Source organism: Salmonella sp. WC3, from assembly GCF_042932255.1.
Taxonomy (GTDB): Bacteria; Pseudomonadota; Gammaproteobacteria; order Enterobacterales; family Enterobacteriaceae; genus Salmonella; species Salmonella enterica.
Window position 1 is genome coordinate 2373160 of record NZ_CP170629.1, and the last position, 16981, is coordinate 2390140.

The window sequence follows — 16981 nt, forward strand, 5'->3', positions numbered from 1 at the left end:
TATAGCGGCTATGTGAGGCCGCTATCAATGAAATTACAGAGTAGGGTAGTCAGTGTAGCCTTCCGCGCCGCCGCCATAAAAACTTTCGGGACGCTGTGGATTAAGTTCCGCTTTACGTTGCAGACGCGCCACCAGATCCGGGTTAGCGATGTAATCGCGACCAAACGCCACGGCGTCAATCAGCCCTTTTTCGATCAGATCTTCCGCTTTTTCTGGCGTATAGGCGCCAGCGCCGATGATGGGGCCGTGGAAACACGCGCGCACTTTTTCACGGAATGCGTCGCTGTACGGTTCTCCGCCCGCCCAGTCTGGTTCAGACATATGCAGATAAGCAATGCCGCGTTTGCCTAACGCTTCAATCAGATAAAGGGCGTCAGCTTCTTCATTCGGGCCGTTATCGACATTCTGGAAAGTGCCGACAGGAGAAAGGCGGATGCCGATACGGTCCGCGCCCCATTCCTTAATGCCGGCATCAACCACTTCCAGCACCAGACGGGCGCGATTCTCTACGCTGCCGCCGTACCGATCGGTACGGTGATTAGAAGACGGTGAGAGGAACTGGTGCAGCAGATAACCGTGCGCGGAGTGCAGCTCCACCAGATCGAAGCCTGCCTCTCGGGCATTGGCGATAGCCTGGCGGAAATCGTTGACGATCCCGGGGATCTCATGAGTATCCAGCGCGCGCGGCGTGGAAGTTTCTACGCGGATGGCCTGGCCGTTTTCGTCACGCAAAGAGGTGCGGGTTCCCGCATTGATAGCGGATGGCGCGACGGGCGCTTGTCCGCCTGGTTGCAGGCTGGAGTGTGAAATACGGCCCGTATGCCACAGTTGCACCGCCATATGGCCGCCCTGGGTATGGACTCCCTGAGTGATTTTTTTCCAGGCGGCGATCTGCTCATCGCTGTGTAATCCCGGTGCGCCGGCATAGCCTTTCGCCTGTGCGGAGATTTGTGTGGCTTCGCTGATGATCAATCCAGCGCTGGCGCGTTGACGGTAATATTCCGCCATTAACGGCGTAGGAATGTCGCCCGGTTCAATACTCCGCAAACGCGTCAAAGGCGCCATAAATACGCGATTTGTCGCCGTGATGGCACCCACCTTGAGGGGGGTAAACAGTTTTGCTGATGACATAGTGGCTCCTGATATAAGTAGACCGGTCGTCTTGTAATAAAGGAAATAAAAACGCCTGTTACTGCTCAGGCGTTGCAATGATGGTCTTAACATGCGCCAACGCATTTTCCAGCGGCGCGGCGCTACGGGATATTTTGGCCTGCAAATTGGCGCCCAGCCACAGGGCATAAAGTACCTGCGCCTGTGGCAACGGCTGGCCGGTGAAATGTAAACAGTGGCTATTACGGCCATCTTCCAGCGCGCGTGCAAGCAGTGCCATGATCTCCTGCGCCCCTTTATCCATCGTAGAGCGCATATCCTCCGACAGATCGCAGACCTCCGCTGACAGTTTCACCGTCAGGCAACCGCTAATGGCGCCTTGCTGGCAAAACTGCTTTAACGTTTCCTGATACCAGGCGAGAAGACGATCGCGATGATTACCGGGACCGGAGGTGAAGTGCGCCGTAAGACGCTGATGATAGCAGGCGTAATGTCGCTCAAGCATGGCGACGCCGAAGGCTTCTTTCGAGCGAAAGTAGTGATAAAACGACCCTTTAGGCACCTGGGCGGTTTTGAGCAACTCGCTAAGCCCCATGCCGGTAAAACCCCGTTGCATACAAAGCTGCTCGCCGGTGGCCAGCAGATGTTCGCGGGTATCGTGTTCGGTTTGCTTATTCATGACAGGCAGTATAGTAGACCAGTTGGTCTACTGCAAGCAGAGTTGCCATAATGTCAGTTAGCGTCTTCAATAGTCATAAGCGCCAAACGTTGAGGAGGGGATGTGGCCGAGCAGTTGGAGTTTTTTCCTGTAGCAAGCCCATGTCGCGGTATCTGCCAGTCTGATGAGCGTGGCTTTTGTCGGGGATGTATGCGCAGCCGCGACGAACGGTTTAACTGGCAAAAAATGAGCGATGCCGAGAAAAAAAATGTACTGCGGCTTTGTCGCCAGCGTTTCTTGCGTAAAATACGCGCAAATAAGCCTCTCCCATCGGAAGATCCTCAACAACCTTCACTCTTTTAAACGCGGAATTGCGTATACTCAACCTCATTATTCTCTATGAGGAATCTGTTATGGTTCAGCGTGTCACCATCGCTCCACAAGGCCCGGAGTTTTCGCGTTTTGTCATGGGTTACTGGCGTTTGATGGACTGGAATATGTCCGCGCGTCAGTTAGTGAGTTTTATCGAAGAACATCTGGATTTGGGCGTCACTACCGTTGACCATGCGGACATTTATGGCGGTTATCAGTGCGAAGCGGCGTTTGGCGAGGCGCTAACGCTGGCGCCGCATTTGCGGGAAAAACTGCAAATCGTTACCAAATGCGGTATTGCGACCACCGCCAGAGCGGAAAATAGGCTCGGTCATTATATTACCGATCGCCGCCATATTATTCTGAGCGCCGAACAGTCATTAAAAAATCTGGCGACAGATTATCTGGATATGTTGTTAATTCACCGTCCCGATCCGTTAATGGATGCGGATGACGTCGCCGAGGCGTTTCAACATCTGCACCAAAGCGGCAAAGTGCGCCATTTTGGCGTTTCTAATTTTACGCCAGCGCAATTTACGTTGCTGCAATCGCGCCTGCCTTTCACCCTGGCGACCAACCAGGTGGAGATCTCGCCGGTTCACCAGCCTTTGTTGCTGGACGGCACATTAGATCAATTACAGCAACTGCGTATTCGTCCGATGGCCTGGTCATGTCTTGGCGGCGGTCGGCTGTTTAATGATGAGGCTTATCAGCCGTTGCGCCAGGAACTTTCCGTTATCGCGCAAGAACTCAACGCCAGTTCTATTGAACAGGTGGTCTATGCCTGGATTTTACGTTTGCCGTCGCAGCCGCTGCCGATTATTGGCTCGGGTAAAATCGAACGCGTACGTGCCGCACTAGAAGCGGAAACGCTGTCATTGTCGCGTCAACAGTGGTTCCGAATCCGCAAGGCGGCACTGGGTTATGACGTGCCGTAATCGCCAACTCGTTGACTTTCCGTACATGTTTTCGCCAGTGGTTTACACTTAACAGGCGACCACATGTAACGGAGGTTTTATGAAGCGATTAAGTTTAGCGATGGTGACGCTGCTGGCCTGTGCGGGTGCGCAGGCTGCCAGCGAGAAAGTAGAGATGAATCTGGTGACGGCGCAAGGCGTAGGACAGTCTATCGGCACCGTCGTCATCGATGAAACCGAAGGCGGCTTAAAATTTACCCCACACCTTAAAGCGTTGCCGCCGGGCGAGCATGGTTTTCACATTCATGCCAAAGGTAGCTGCCAGCCCGCGATTAAAGACGGCAAAGCGGTTGCCGCAGAAGCCGCTGGTGGTCATCTGGACCCACAAAATACCGGTAAGCATGAAGGACCGGAAGGTCAGGGGCATCTGGGCGACCTCCCGGTGTTAGTCGTTAATAATGATGGTATCGCCACCGAACCGGTTACTGCGCCGCGTCTGAAGTCTCTTGATGAAGTGAAAGATAAAGCGCTCATGATCCATGTGGGCGGCGATAACATGTCCGATCAGCCGAAACCGCTCGGCGGCGGCGGAACGCGTTACGCCTGCGGCGTCATTAAATAACCCGGAGACAGTGTTCCCTGCGCTGGAGCCTGTTCCAGCTGCGACAGCGAACAGTGTAAACTCCAGATAATCGCCGCCAGCTCATGCGCGGCGGGTTGATGATGATGTGCGAGCGTGTCGCAGATACGCTGTAGTTCCTGTAGCGTGACGGCAAGCGGGCGTTGCTGCACGCCGCGCTCGCTCAGCAGGGATATACAAATATCCCGCACCCGGGAAAGCGGATCGGAACGCGACTCCCAGGCGCGCAGCTGCCACACCACATGCGAGCAGTTCAGCAGCACCACTCCCCAACGTAATAACCACCGGCGCGCCAGCGCATCCTGACTATTGCTGAGCTGACTGACGTGATGATAGGTCAGCGATTCAAACTCGCTTTCGCTATGGGAAGGGTGACGGCTAAGCTGATCGACGAAATCCCGGCGTAGCGCGCGGATATGGCGGCGGCTTTTTACGGCATCGGAACCGGGGCGCAAAATCGCAAACGCCAGCCAGGAAATCGCGACGCCGACGATCTTGGCGGTATTATCGTTAAGGAAATCGGCGAAGTCGTACACCGGCGGATTGGTCACGGCGATGAATGAGCCCATAAAGACGATAAGCTGCCCCCACAGTCCCGCCAGCTTAGGCATCTGCAGTTTAAGCAGTTGCATCGTGACGAACAGCGGAAAAAGGAAAAGTAAGAATTGCCACAGATCGGTGATTTGCACCATCAGGCCAAATTTCACCACGAAGCTGAATAAGGACAGCAGCACTAAAGTACGCATTAATAAGGTGAGCGACTTAAACGGCGTGGCGACGATGGAGTAGAGGACGCAACTGATCGCCGCCAGGGTTAATGCGCCGGGCCCGGATTCCCATTGCGCGCCAATACTCCAGGCGCCAATCACCGTGAGCGTGCAAAAGGTACGCACGCCGCTCCAGATGGCCTCTGCGTTATCCGTATGCCGCGCAAGGCCGGGAGTGCGGCGGATATGGATTTGATCTACCGGCGCGCCGCTTTCGATCAGATATAACTGACGGCTGCTGCGCAGATATAGCTGGCAAAAATAGCGTAATCGCTGCCAGAACGCGAGGTGACGATAATCCTGTTCATCCTGCGGGCGTAGCGGCGCAATAATCCGCGCCACGGTGTAGCTGTCCGCGCGCGGTTTTGCCAACTCAGCTAAGAGTTGTTCAATGACTTCGCGGCTGTTTTCCGGCGGCGTCGGCCAGTTTAAAAGCATTCTACGCAGACTGGAGATCACGCTGGTTAGCCGTAATTGCTGGTGTAACAATGCATTTAGCAATGCATTCTGGCGGCGAAAACGGTAGTGACTCCAGAAGGCCTGAATACGCAGCAGGTTCATGGTCAGGATTTGCCCAATGACCCCCTCATGCGCGGAGCGGATAGCGTCGGTAGTCTCCGGCTGCCACAGTAGACTGGCATGTTCCAGCAAGCGCGCATGCATGTTTTTCAACGCGGTGAGCAGGGCGGTACCATCCGATGTGCTGGGTAGGATCATCATCATCATGCCGCCACAGAGGATGCCGACGATAACTTCACATACACGTGCCTGGGCGATATCCCACAACTGCGTGATTTCTACAATATTAACCATCGGGAACGCGATGATCGCCGCCGTGTAGCCGGACAACTGGAAAGCATAAGCGGCATTATTGGTAAAATGCGCGCAGGCCCAGGTACAAAAACCGATCCAGGCGGCCATGCTAAATAAGAACAACCAGGGTTCATTCAGCGTATGGCCGGCAATAATTAACGCGGCGGTCGCGCCGAGTAAACTCCCGGCAATACGCCCCAGACTTTTACTGATTACGCCGCCTACGGTCGGAAAGCTCACCACTGCGGCCGAAGTCATCGCCCAGTAGGGCTCATCCAGATTGAGATAATAAGCGAATGTCAGCGCGAGACACATGGCAATGGTATTGCGCAACGCGTAACGCCATTGGCCGGAGGTCGCTTTAAACCAGGGCGTATTTCGCAGGGCCGGCAGGGAGAGTTTCATTACCGCTGTCCAATGGCTACGCTGCAGGTAGTGCCGGAGACGAGCGTGATATCCTGCGGCAAAGCGTCAAATTCGATACGTACCGGTACGCGTTGCGCCAGACGTACCCACGGTACGTTGGGTTTGATATCGGGCACTAAACCGGAGTCACTTTCTACGCTTTGGTCGTAAATAGCGCGCCCGATACTGCCAACGTGACCCTGTAACTTAACATTGCCACTATACAGTGTTATTAATGCAGGCTCACCTTCGCGGATATGGCGTAGTTTGGTTTCTTCGAAATATCCCATTACATAAAATGAATGGCTATCTACCAGGGCGAAAAGTGGCTTACCGGTGCTGGCATAATCACCGGTACGCGTGGAAAGGTTGGTCACCCAGCCGGATACCGGCGCTTTTACTTCCGTCTGGCTAAGCTGCCACTGCGCCTGTTTTAACGTTGCCAGTGCGACATCTACGCTGGCCTGCATCGCTTTAACATTCAGATTGGCGCTATCCAGATCTTCAGCAGAGATGTAGTTACGCGATAAATGTCGACGTCGATCGGCTTCATTATTCGCTTTTGCCAGATCGGACTGCGCTTTGGCCAACTGCGCCTGCGCGTTAAGTTCTGCAATATGGAAGGGCGTTTTATCAATGACAAAGAGAACGTCCCCGGCGTTGACGAACTGATTATCTTTGATATTGAGTTGGGTAATGCTGCCAGAAACCTGTGGCGTTACGCTGACCTGTTCCGCGCGGATTTTACCATCGCGCGTCCACGGTGACTGCATATAGTAATTCCATAACCACCACGCGGCCAGAACGGCGACGACGGCGACAATGAGAGTAGAAAAATATTTTATTGTTTTTAACGACATATTTACCACGCGATCAGTAAAACGAGGCCCAGACATACGCACAGCGTAAAGAGGGAGAGATCCATTAACAGGGGATGCCAGATTTCATCAGAGTATATCCGGTCACGCAGGAGTCGGTGAATAAACAACCAGATAACGAACCCAAGCGCAAAGGCTTTAAAGAATGGCGGAAAGTAAACAGATGCTCCCAACATGAGATCTTGTAAGGGCAATCCTGTGGCGTTGAGTATACACTTCACAAGCAATGTTCCTTTGCGTCAGACATCGATGCTTTAGTTTTAGCCAAAACTGAAGCTACAGGTGCCAGGTGCGCACTATGTCTGAAAAAATGTCTATTGGTAAGCAAATTTAGCAATACATTTGTTTTGAGAATACAAATACTGCACACTATTCTAAAATCAGCATAATAACTTAGTAAGCTAATTATAAGGAGATGAAATTGGAATCGCCACTAGGTTCTGATCTGGCACGGTTGGTGCGCATTTGGCGTGCTCTGATTGACCATCGCCTCAAGCCTCTGGAATTGACGCAGACACATTGGGTCACGTTGCACAATATTCGTCAATTGCCGCCTGACCAGTCGCAGATTCAATTGGCTAAAGCGATAGGCATTGAGCAGCCATCGCTGGTACGCACGTTGGATCAACTTGAAGATAAGGGGCTAATTTCGCGGCAAACCTGCGCCAGCGATCGTCGCGCTAAGCGCATTAAACTGACCGAGAAAGCGGAGCCGCTGATCGCTGAGATGGAAGCGGTCATTCATAAAACGCGCGGTGAAATTTTGGCTGGGATTTCTTCAGAGGAGATTGAGCTTCTGATTAAACTTATCGCCAAACTTGAACACAATATTATGGAATTGCACTCTCACGATTGAGGTGCAGGGGCATACGTGTGGCCATGTGACCACACGTAAAGCCTGGTTTAGCGTGGAGAGACAGTAACCTGGCTGCCGTTGCTGGCCAGCACGACACGCTGACCTGCCGAGAAACGCGTATTTCCTTGTTTCTGCACAACCATAATGGTGTTGCCATCGTCTTTACGAATTTCCAGTTCCACACCCTGGGTTTTATTCATTGCGCTCTGGACGCCCTGGCCCGCTACGCCGCCAGCCACCGCGCCTGCCGCGGTCGCCAGTGAACGACCCGTACCGCCGCCGATAGTGTTGCCGAGGAATCCGCCCAACACCGCGCCGCCGATAGCGCCAATCACGTTAGAATCATCACCGCCCTGAATTTGAACCGGACGAACGTTAACGATAGTACCGTACGTTACATTCTGAACTTGTTTAGCCTCGGATGCGGTATAAACATCACCCGAAAGGCTATCATTGTTAACACACCCCGCTAGGGATAACCCCATCAGTGAAACGGCCAGTACACGTCTAATCATTTACCCATCTCCTGTTCTTCACGAAACGCTATTTCAGCATCCCTATAGCTAAATTATATGGCATTTATGCAGTTAAGGTCATATCTTCTGCCGAAAGAATGTAAAAATCATAATCAGAAGTTAATTAACTAATCTTAAACGAGGTCGGAAGCAAGAAAAGATAGGTCATTGATATACGTGGACGACACGGCAAAAAACGTGACGTGGGCATAGCATTACAAAATACGTTATGCCGAGTGTTAAGGCTTAACCCAGCTTAAAAGGAAGAGGTATGAAATCGGGCCGTTTTATTGGCGTTATGTCCGGAACCAGCCTTGATGGCGTGGATGTTGTATTGGCGGCAATTGATGAAACCATGGTTGCGCAACAGGCAAGTCTCACCTGGCCCATTCCCGTTCATCTGAAAAAAGGCATTCTCGATATTTGCCAGGGACAGCCGCTTACGCTCTCGCAACTCGGCCAGCTTGATACCCAGTTAGGCCGGCTTTTTGCACAGGCGGTTAATGCGCTGTTAGCGCAACAACGTTTGCAGCCGCGGGATATCGTCGCCATTGGTTGTCATGGGCAAACGGTCTGGCATGAACCGACCGGCGAGGCCCCGCATACGCTGCAAATTGGCGATAATAATCACATCGTCGCCCATACGGGGATTACAGTGGTCGGCGATTTTCGGCGGCGGGATATTGCGCTGGGCGGACAAGGCGCGCCGTTGGTGCCTGCTTTCCATCACGCGCTGTTGGGACATCCGACGGAAAAACGTATGGTCCTGAATATCGGCGGCATCGCCAATTTATCTCTGCTTTTCCCCGGACAGGCGGTGCGCGGGTACGACACGGGGCCGGGTAATATGTTGATGGATGCGTGGATTTGGCGACAATGCGCGCAGCCCTACGACAAAGACGCGGCATGGGCGAAAGAAGGTCAGGTTATTCTTCCATTGCTGCAAAAGATGTTGCGCGATCCGTACTTTGCTGCGTCGGCGCCCAAAAGTACAGGACGCGAATATTTCAACTATGGCTGGTTAGAGCGTCATCTTACGGCTTTCCCTGGCGCAGACGCGCGCGATGTACAGGCCACGCTGGCGGAGCTGACGGCGGTCTCCATCGCCCAACAGGTGCTGCTCAATGGCGGCTGCGAGCGGCTGATGGTCTGTGGCGGCGGAAGCCGGAATCCGTTAGTGATGGCCCGTCTGGCGGCGCTGTTGCCCGGTATCGAGGTTTCGACCACCGATAAGGCGGGGATCAGCGGCGATGATATGGAAGCGCTGGCCTTTGCATGGCTTGCCTGGCGAACGCTCGCGGGCCTGCCGGGAAATTTACCTTCCGTGACGGGGGCTACAGAAGCCAGTGTTTTAGGCGCTATTTACCCGGCTAACCCAATAACTCAGAGTTAACTGAATTTTTCCCGGACCCTATATCGGTAAACTAGCAAGGTCAGGAAGGGGCGTTTGCCCTTCCAGAAGCAGGAGAGCTTTCGGGATATGCCTATGAAAAAGATCGCAATAATGTGTTTACCTGTGCTGCTGACCGGCTGTAGCGTTTATCAACAATTTGTTGAACGTATGCAAACGGATACGCTGGAATACCAGTGTGATGAGAAGCCGCTTACCGTTAAAGTCAATAACCCGCGTGAAGAGGTCAGTTTTATTTATGACAATAAGCTGCTGACCCTGAAGCAAGGAATCTCGGCCTCGGGCGCGCGTTATACCGACGGGATTTATGTTTTCTGGTCGCAAGGCGAGAGCGCCACGGTCTATAAGCGAGACAGAATTGTGCTTAATAACTGTCAGTTACAAAATCCGAAGCGTTGAGATTTTCAGTATGGGGGCGCACAATAGCGCCACCCACTGATTATTTCTGATCAACGCCATGTCTGATAACGACCAATTGCAGCAGATCGCGCATCTGCGCCGTGAATATACGAAAGGCGGCTTGCGTCGCCGCGATTTACCCGCTGAACCGTTAACCTTATTTGAGCGCTGGCTTGGGCAAGCGTGCGACGCCAGACTGGCCGATCCGACGGCAATGGTCGTGGCGACCGTAGATGACAAGGGGCAACCGTACCAGCGTATTGTGTTGCTCAAGCATTATGATGAAAAAGGCCTGGTCTTTTATACCAACCTGGGAAGCCGCAAGGCGCATCAAATTGAGCACAATCCGCGTATCAGCCTGTTATTTCCCTGGCATATGCTTGAACGCCAGGTGATGGTGACAGGCAAAGCCGAGCGTCTCTCCACTCTTGAGGTGGTGAGGTATTTCCACAGCCGTCCGCGCGACAGCCAGATCGGCGCATGGGTCTCTAAACAATCCAGCCGCATTTCCGCGCGCGGTATCCTCGAAAGCAAATTCCTGGAGCTCAAGCAGAAGTTTCAACAGGGCGAAGTGCCGTTACCCAGCTTCTGGGGTGGTTTTCGCGTGAGTATCGAACAGATGGAGTTCTGGCAGGGCGGCGAACATCGTCTGCACGATCGCTTTTTATACCAACGCGACGACGGCGCATGGAAAATCGACCGTCTTGCGCCCTAAAGATGCAAAAATCTTGTTTTGAGCACTGGTGCGGATGAATCCGCCGTTTTATGCTATGTCTCTTTCGCGTCTGGCGAAAAGTCGTGTACCGGCAAAGGTGCAGTCGTTTTATACATGGAGATTTTGATGGCAAGCAGTAACTTGATTAAACAATTGCAAGAGCGGGGGCTGGTAGCCCAGGTGACGGACGAAGACGCGTTGGCAGAGCGACTGGCGCAAGGCCCGATCGCGCTCTATTGCGGCTTCGATCCTACCGCTGACAGCTTGCATTTGGGGCATCTGGTTCCATTGTTATGCCTGAAACGCTTCCAGCAGGCAGGGCACAAACCTGTTGCGCTGGTAGGCGGCGCGACCGGTCTGATTGGCGACCCGAGCTTCAAAGCCGCCGAGCGTAAACTGAACACTGAAGAGACCGTTCAGGAGTGGGTGGCGAAAATTCGTAAACAGGTTGCCCCATTCCTGGACTTTGATTGCGGCGAAAACTCCGCCATCGCGGCCAATAACTATGACTGGTTCGGCAGCATGAATGTGCTGACTTTCCTGCGCGATATCGGTAAACATTTTTCCGTTAATCAGATGATCAACAAAGAAGCGGTGAAGCAGCGTCTGAACCGTGACGATCAGGGTATCTCTTTCACGGAGTTCTCTTATAACCTGCTACAGGGGTACGACTTCGCTTGTCTGAATAAACTGCACGGCGTTGCCTTACAGATTGGCGGTTCTGACCAGTGGGGGAACATCACTTCCGGTATCGACCTGACCCGTCGCCTGCACCAGAATCAGGTATTTGGTTTGACCGTTCCGCTGATCACCAAAGCTGACGGCACGAAATTCGGTAAAACCGAAGGCGGCGCTGTCTGGCTGGATCCGAAGAAAACCAGTCCGTACAAATTCTACCAGTTCTGGATTAACACCGCAGATGCCGATGTTTATCGCTTCCTGAAATTCTTCACTTTTATGGATATTGAAGAGATCAATGCCCTGGAAGAAGAAGATAAAAACAGCGGTAAAGCGCCGCGCGCGCAGTATGTGCTGGCCGAGCAGGTGACGCGCCTGGTTCATGGTGAAGAGGGGCTGGTCGCGGCGAAACGGATCACTGAATGCCTGTTCAGCGGTTCACTGAGCGCGCTGAGCGAAGCTGACTTTGAGCAGTTGGCGCAGGACGGCGTACCGATGGTTGAAATGGAAAAAGGCGCCGACCTGATGCAGGCGCTGGTAGACGCCGAACTCCAGCCGTCGCGTGGTCAGGCGCGTAAGACTATCGCCTCCAACGCTGTCACTATCAATGGTGAAAAACAATCCGATCCTGAATACATCTTTAACGATGAGGACCGTCTGTTTGGCCGCTACACCTTATTACGTCGCGGCAAAAAGAACTATTGTCTGATTTGCTGGAAATAAGGCATTAAGTAACAGGGAGTGAGAAATCACTCCCTTATTTTTGATGTTCAGGTAAAAAAATGAAGAATATCCTCGCTATCCAGTCCCATGTTGTTTTCGGACATGCGGGCAACAGCGCCGCCGAATTTCCCATGCGCCGTCTTGGCGCGAATGTTTGGCCGCTGAATACCGTTCAGTTTTCTAACCACACGCAATATGGTAAATGGACCGGCTGTGTCATGCCGCCCAGCCATCTGACTGAGATTGTCCAGGGGATTGCGGACATTGGCCAGTTAGCGCACTGCGACGCCGTACTTAGCGGTTACCTGGGATCTGCCGAGCAGGGAGAACACATTCTCGGTATTGTGCGCCAGGTTAAAGCGGCAAATCCGCAGGCAAAATATTTCTGCGACCCCGTGATGGGGCATCCGGAAAAGGGCTGTATCGTGGCGCCTGGCGTCGCAGAGTTCCATGTGCGTTATGCGCTACCCGCCAGCGATATTATCGCGCCTAACCTGATTGAACTGGAAATTCTCAGCAAACATAGCGTGAATAATGTGAATGACGCCGTGCAGGCGGCGCGAGAACTGATTGCTCAGGGGCCAGAAATTGTACTGGTAAAACATCTCGCCCGCGTCGGTTACAGTTCAGAACGCTTTGAAATGCTGCTGGTGACAGCGCAGGAAGCCTGGCATATTAGCCGTCCGCTGGTGGATTTCGGCTCACGTCAGCCGGTTGGCGTTGGCGATGTCACCAGTGGTTTATTGCTGGTCAAACTTTTGCAGGGCGCGACGTTGCAGCAGGCGCTGGAGCACGTTACGGCGGCAGTCTATGAGATTATGATCGCCACCAAAACGATGCAGGAGTACGAACTGCAGGTCGTGGCGGCCCAGGACAGGATCGCTAACCCTGAACATTACTTCAGCGCAACGCGGCTGTAATTATTGCTGCTAAAAAGAGGCCGGATGGCGGTACAGCGAGCTATCCGGCAACATGACATTAATTCAGTCCTTCCGCTTTAAGCGCTGCCGCAACGGTCGGTCTTTTTGCGACACGCTGCATATAACTTTCAATATGCGTTAACCCGTCCATATTCAGTTTTACGCCATAGGCCCAACGCAATACGGTAAACAGATAAGCGTCTGCAATGGTAAAACGCTGGCCGCAAATCCACTGGTCGTCTGAAAGCGACTCATCCACATACTGCAATTTCTTTTCCAGACCGGCGCGAACGGCGGGTTTGAGTGTTTCCGGCGTGTCAGGGCGGAACAGCGGGGTAAAGCCTTTATGCAGTTCCGTTGCAATATAGTTGAGCCATTCCAGCGTATGATAGCGAGCAAGACTACTTACCGGCGCCAGAAGCTGGCGGTCGGGAACGCTGTCGGCGAGGTACTGCATAATGGCGACGCCTTCAGTCAACAGTGTGCCGTCATCCAGCAGCAGAGCCGGAACCTGTCCTTTAGGGTTGACTGCCAGGTAATCATCACCGTTTTCCAGGCGTTTTTTTGCGAGATCGACGCCATCAAGCGTAAAGTCTTTGCCAATTTCGCGCAGGGTAATATGGGAAGCAAGAGAGCAGGCACCCGGTTTGTAGAACAGTTTCATCGGTAACTCCTTTTTGCTGAGGTTTAAAGTATGGTAGTGCGGGGACGAGCAAAAAAAAAGCCGCTAACGCACAGTTAGCGGCCTGAATGTTGTTTCCCGGAAAATTAAACTGTAGCGGCTTTAGAGCCTTTTTCAGCGGTATCATCGTCCTGGGTCATACGGTTCAGCTTAGGCGCTGTCAGCAGCATCAGGACGGCGATAACGGCGGTTGCTATGCCAATCTGCATAAATACGCGACCATAGACTTCCAGGGACATCAGTGGGTCAGTCACGTCGCTCGGCACAGCCATCAGGTTGGCGACATAACCGCCGATGATGTTAGCGCCTGCCGTTGTCAGGAACCAGCTACCCATGATGAAACCCATCAGACGCTGCGGAACCAACTGTGCGACCATTGCCAGTCCCAGACCGGAGATCATCAGCTCACCGATACTTTGCAGGCCGTAGCTTGCGATCAGCCAGTTTACGGATACGATGCCGGCATCGTTCGCAAATTTGGCGCCCAGCGGCAGAATCAGGAACGCGCCGGAACACAGCACCATACCAATGGCGAATTTCATCGGCATCGGCAGCGTATCGCCCATCCTGTTATAGACAGCGGCCAGAATCGGGCTGCCGATAATGATCCAGAATGGGTTCAGCGCCTGATACTGTTCCGGTTCGAACGCGATACCGAGAATAGAGTGCTCGATGTTACGAATGGCAAAGAAGTTCAGCGACGTCGGCATCTGGCTGTACAGTACGAAGAAGATAATCGCCTGCAGCATCAAAATAAAGGCGACGATCATTTTACGGCGAGCCGCGCCGTGCATGGAAAACGCTTCTTTACCGAAGATAATGACGATGCCAAGAGCGATTACGCCCAGCACCATACGCGCGATATCCTGGTTGTGCAGCAGCCAGGTGGCGACCGCAATCAGAACGACAATACCCACGATTGTCAGCAGCAGATTACGGAAGTTGATCGGTTCAAAGTCGGGTTTGGAACCGTAGCTTTTCACCCAGCGCTGGCAGAAAGCAAAGTTAACGACGGTTATCAGCATACCGACGACGCTAAGCGCAAACGCGGTGCTCCAGCCATAACGCGCCGCCAGCCACGGCGTCGCCAGCATAGAGAAGAAGGAGCCGATGTTGACGGACATATAATACATCGTAAATGCGCCGTCGAGACGCGGATCGTCCTTCGCGTAACAGGTAGACAGCAGGGAAGACGGGTTAGCTTTAAACAGACCGTTACCCACAGCGATAGCCGCCATGCCCATATAGACGATGCCAGCGTCATGACCAGACCATGCGACCAGCGCATAACCGATAGCCAGCACCACGGCACCCAGCATAATAACGCGTTTGGTGCCCAGAATTTTATCACCTAACCAACCGCCAATGGCGACCAGGCCGTACACCAGCGCACTGAAGGAAGAGAAAAGGGTGATGGAATCCGCTTCTGACATACCCAGTTGTTTTACCAGGTAGACGGCCATAATGCCTTGCAGGCCGTAATAACCAAAACGCTCCCATAACTCTATCGAGAAGATGAGATAGAACGCCTTCGGTTGTTTGAAAGCGTTCAAACTGACGCTTTCAGTTGGTTTTTTGTTTGCAGTAGACACTTTTACCTCTTTTTTACGCCCCGTATTAACAGGGATTGTCTGGCGCGTGATGAGTCAGACTCATCCGTCCGATTGTTATATTGGAGGGGAAACGGCAGGTAATGTTCACTATCTTTCCTCTCCAGACAAGAGCTTTGTAATAATCTGTTACATATAACTCTTCTGGTTGAATCGTCCGATGTCAGAAATGTTATCCAGCGTTAAATTTCTTCATTTGAAGAATGGCAGATTTTTACACTGCAAAAAGGCCATTAGTTTGGGTGAAAGGCGATATCTTCTGCTATTTAAGGTGAAAAGCAGTGATATAGGCCATTATCTGAAAAAATGGCAGAGTAATGTTTTGTAGTGAAAACGGGGCGTCAGTCTATCCGGTTGTAAATGTAACCTTAGATGTCATTAAATTTCACATGAAGTTATCAAAGTGATCCTGATCACGGATAGATAGAATTTTTTGCGATTAAAAAAATGATTAACCTGACGTGGAGTGAAAACGAAAGCACATTACATCAGAAAAAGGACAGAGACTGGAATGATTGATGGCTAAAATAGATCCAGGCCGAAGGTGGGAGCGCGCTGGTGTGACGGACGCACTCCGACCATATCAAATATCGACTTTTTCTTTGTATTCGCAAAGGTCTTCAATGAGGCAGGAGCCGCAGCGGGGTTTTCGGGCGATACAGGTATAGCGGCCATGCAAAATTAACCAGTGATGGCAGTCCACTTTGAACTCATTCGGCACCACTTTCAGCAACTTCTCTTCTACCTGCTCGACATTTTTACCCGGCGCGAACTGTGTTCGGTTGCATACACGAAATATATGCGTATCAACGGCGATGGTCGGCCAGCCGAAGGCGGTATTTAGTACTACGTTAGCGGTTTTACGCCCCACGCCGGGAAGCGCTTCCAGCGCCGCCCGATCCTCCGGCACTTCGCCATTATGCTTGTCCAGTAAAATACGGCAGGTCTTAATCACGTTTTCCGCTTTACTGTTAAATAAACCGATGGTTTTGATATAGGATTTCACGCCTTCTACGCCCAGTTCCAGCATCGCGGCTGGCGTATTGGCGACCGGGTAAAGTTTGGCGGTAGCCTTGTTCACGCTGACGTCGGTTGCCTGCGCGGAAAGCAACACGGCAATCAGCAACTCAAACGGCGACGTGAAATTGAGTTCCGTTGTGGGGTGCGGATTGTTGTCGCGCAGGCGCGTCAGAATTTCCAGCCTTTTTGCTTTGTTCATCAGACTTTCCCTGTTTCACCTGCCGGAACAGCGGAAGGCGCGGTTTCGGCGCGGCGTTTCTTCATTTTTTCATCAATAAGATATTTTACCGCCAGCATGAGCCCCAGGCCGATAAACGCGCCTGGCGGCAGCATCGCCAGCAGGAAAGGCGAGTCGGTGTGAAATATCTCGACCCGTAATACTTTTGCCCAGCCTCCCAGCAGGCTATCCGCGCCATCGAAAAGCGTACCATTCCCGAGGATCTCGCGCAGCGAACCCAGCACGAACATCGCGCCTGTCGCGCCCATGCCGATGGAAAAACCGTCCAACGCGGAAAGCCACGGTCCTTTTTTCGCGGCAAACGCTTCGGCGCGACCGACAACAATGCAGTTCGTTACAATCAGCGGAATAAAAATCCCTAAAGACTGATATAAACCGAACGCATACGCATTGATCAGCATCTGTACTGCGCTTACCACCGAGGCAATGATCATGACGTAAATCGGGATACGGATTTCTGCCGGCGTCCAGCGACGTAGTGCGGACACCGTAAGGTTGGTCAGCGTTAATACCAGCGTTGTGGCCAGACCCAGCCCCAGAGCGTTGGTTGCCGTAGACGTCACCGCCAGTAAAGGGCACAGGCCAAGTAGCTGCACCAGAGCAGAGTTATTTTTCCATAACCCCTGAACAACAATGTCTTTTATTTCGCTCATG

Annotated in this window: 19 protein-coding genes; 9 read left to right on the top strand and 10 right to left on the bottom strand. The window is 52.6% G+C overall.

The features are described 5' to 3' along the window. Nucleotides 1-33 precede the first annotated feature (33 nt). Both ACFK9X_RS11435 and ACFK9X_RS11440 read right to left on the bottom strand, forming a co-directional pair. On the bottom strand, nucleotides 34-1131 hold the full coding sequence (locus ACFK9X_RS11435) for an alkene reductase (RefSeq protein ID WP_151116467.1): 1098 nt from the start codon (nucleotides 1129-1131) through the stop codon (nucleotides 34-36). A gap of 58 nt (nucleotides 1132-1189) precedes the next feature. After that, the gene (locus ACFK9X_RS11440; protein ID WP_001041823.1) at nucleotides 1190-1789 is read right to left on the bottom strand and encodes a TetR/AcrR family transcriptional regulator; all 600 of its coding nucleotides are present in this window, start codon (nucleotides 1787-1789) and stop codon (nucleotides 1190-1192) included. A 102-nt stretch (nucleotides 1790-1891) separates the two neighbouring features. On the opposite strand from ACFK9X_RS11440, the gene ACFK9X_RS11445 reads away from it, so the two are divergent. From ACFK9X_RS11445 to sodC2, 3 genes are all read left to right on the top strand, one after another. Then, nucleotides 1892-2131 (top strand): DUF1289 domain-containing protein, encoded by a 240-nt coding sequence (locus ACFK9X_RS11445; RefSeq protein WP_151116469.1) that lies wholly within the window; start codon nucleotides 1892-1894, stop codon nucleotides 2129-2131. Nucleotides 2132-2181: 50 nt separating this feature from the next. Beyond that, the gene (locus tag ACFK9X_RS11450; RefSeq protein WP_000250721.1) at nucleotides 2182-3078 is read left to right on the top strand and encodes an aldo/keto reductase family oxidoreductase; all 897 of its coding nucleotides are present in this window, start codon (nucleotides 2182-2184) and stop codon (nucleotides 3076-3078) included. Between the two features lie 79 nt (nucleotides 3079-3157). Next, nucleotides 3158-3679, top strand: a complete 522-nt coding sequence (gene sodC2 / locus ACFK9X_RS11455) for a superoxide dismutase [Cu-Zn] SodC2 (RefSeq protein ID WP_000826818.1) — start codon at nucleotides 3158-3160, stop codon at nucleotides 3677-3679. On the opposite strand, the gene ACFK9X_RS11460 is transcribed toward sodC2, so the two are convergent. The 3 genes from ACFK9X_RS11460 to ACFK9X_RS11470 are packed head-to-tail and all read right to left on the bottom strand — an operon-like array spanning nucleotide 3655 to nucleotide 6781. Beyond that, on the bottom strand, nucleotides 3655-5682 hold the full coding sequence (locus ACFK9X_RS11460) for an FUSC family protein (protein ID WP_151116471.1): 2028 nt from the start codon (nucleotides 5680-5682) through the stop codon (nucleotides 3655-3657). The genes sodC2 and ACFK9X_RS11460 overlap by 25 nt on opposite strands. Beyond that, on the bottom strand, nucleotides 5682-6542 hold the full coding sequence (locus ACFK9X_RS11465; protein ID WP_001538147.1) for an HlyD family secretion protein: 861 nt from the start codon (nucleotides 6540-6542) through the stop codon (nucleotides 5682-5684). The genes ACFK9X_RS11460 and ACFK9X_RS11465 overlap by 1 nt, the downstream gene beginning before the upstream one ends. A gap of 2 nt (nucleotides 6543-6544) precedes the next feature. Beyond that, nucleotides 6545-6781, bottom strand: a complete 237-nt coding sequence (locus tag ACFK9X_RS11470; protein WP_000649755.1) for a DUF1656 domain-containing protein — start codon at nucleotides 6779-6781, stop codon at nucleotides 6545-6547. A 194-nt stretch (nucleotides 6782-6975) separates the two neighbouring features. On the opposite strand from ACFK9X_RS11470, the gene slyA reads away from it, so the two are divergent. Continuing rightward, the gene (gene slyA, locus ACFK9X_RS11475) at nucleotides 6976-7416 is read left to right on the top strand and encodes a transcriptional regulator SlyA (protein ID WP_151116473.1); all 441 of its coding nucleotides are present in this window, start codon (nucleotides 6976-6978) and stop codon (nucleotides 7414-7416) included. 47 nt (nucleotides 7417-7463) lie between these two features. On the opposite strand, the gene slyB is transcribed toward slyA, so the two are convergent. Then, complete coding sequence (gene slyB / locus ACFK9X_RS11480; protein ID WP_000621211.1) at nucleotides 7464-7931, bottom strand: outer membrane lipoprotein SlyB; 468 nt, start codon at nucleotides 7929-7931, stop codon at nucleotides 7464-7466. 271 nt (nucleotides 7932-8202) lie between these two features. Here slyB and anmK point away from each other — a divergent pair, with 271 nt between their 5' ends. The 5 genes from anmK (at nucleotide 8203) to pdxY (ending at nucleotide 12777) form a co-directional block, all read left to right on the top strand. Continuing rightward, nucleotides 8203-9324, top strand: a complete 1122-nt coding sequence (gene anmK / locus ACFK9X_RS11485; RefSeq protein WP_000835021.1) for an anhydro-N-acetylmuramic acid kinase — start codon at nucleotides 8203-8205, stop codon at nucleotides 9322-9324. Nucleotides 9325-9411: 87 nt separating this feature from the next. Continuing rightward, complete coding sequence (mliC, locus tag ACFK9X_RS11490; RefSeq protein ID WP_151116475.1) at nucleotides 9412-9741, top strand: C-type lysozyme inhibitor; 330 nt, start codon at nucleotides 9412-9414, stop codon at nucleotides 9739-9741. Between the two features lie 58 nt (nucleotides 9742-9799). Continuing rightward, complete coding sequence (pdxH, locus tag ACFK9X_RS11495) at nucleotides 9800-10456, top strand: pyridoxamine 5'-phosphate oxidase (RefSeq protein WP_001282334.1); 657 nt, start codon at nucleotides 9800-9802, stop codon at nucleotides 10454-10456. Nucleotides 10457-10582: 126 nt separating this feature from the next. Then, entirely contained in the window at nucleotides 10583-11857 is a 1275-nt protein-coding gene (gene tyrS / locus ACFK9X_RS11500; protein ID WP_000168626.1) for a tyrosine--tRNA ligase, read from the top strand. A 59-nt stretch (nucleotides 11858-11916) separates the two neighbouring features. Continuing rightward, on the top strand, nucleotides 11917-12777 hold the full coding sequence (gene pdxY / locus ACFK9X_RS11505; protein WP_151116477.1) for a pyridoxal kinase PdxY: 861 nt from the start codon (nucleotides 11917-11919) through the stop codon (nucleotides 12775-12777). A 58-nt stretch (nucleotides 12778-12835) separates the two neighbouring features. Here pdxY and gstA read toward each other — a convergent pair whose 3' ends face one another. The 4 genes from gstA to ACFK9X_RS11525 form a co-directional block, all read right to left on the bottom strand. Further along, nucleotides 12836-13441, bottom strand: coding sequence for a glutathione transferase GstA (gene gstA / locus ACFK9X_RS11510; protein WP_000765727.1), 606 nt, complete (start codon nucleotides 13439-13441; stop codon nucleotides 12836-12838). Between the two features lie 104 nt (nucleotides 13442-13545). Then, a complete protein-coding gene (dtpA, locus tag ACFK9X_RS11515; RefSeq protein ID WP_151116479.1) occupies nucleotides 13546-15051 on the bottom strand; it encodes a dipeptide/tripeptide permease DtpA in 1506 nt (501 codons plus the stop codon). A 601-nt stretch (nucleotides 15052-15652) separates the two neighbouring features. Beyond that, nucleotides 15653-16288, bottom strand: a complete 636-nt coding sequence (gene nth / locus ACFK9X_RS11520) for an endonuclease III (RefSeq protein WP_001030318.1) — start codon at nucleotides 16286-16288, stop codon at nucleotides 15653-15655. Next, on the bottom strand, nucleotides 16288-16980 hold the full coding sequence (locus tag ACFK9X_RS11525; protein WP_001289628.1) for an electron transport complex subunit E: 693 nt from the start codon (nucleotides 16978-16980) through the stop codon (nucleotides 16288-16290). The genes nth and ACFK9X_RS11525 overlap by 1 nt, the downstream gene beginning before the upstream one ends. Nucleotide 16981 lies beyond the last annotated feature (1 nt).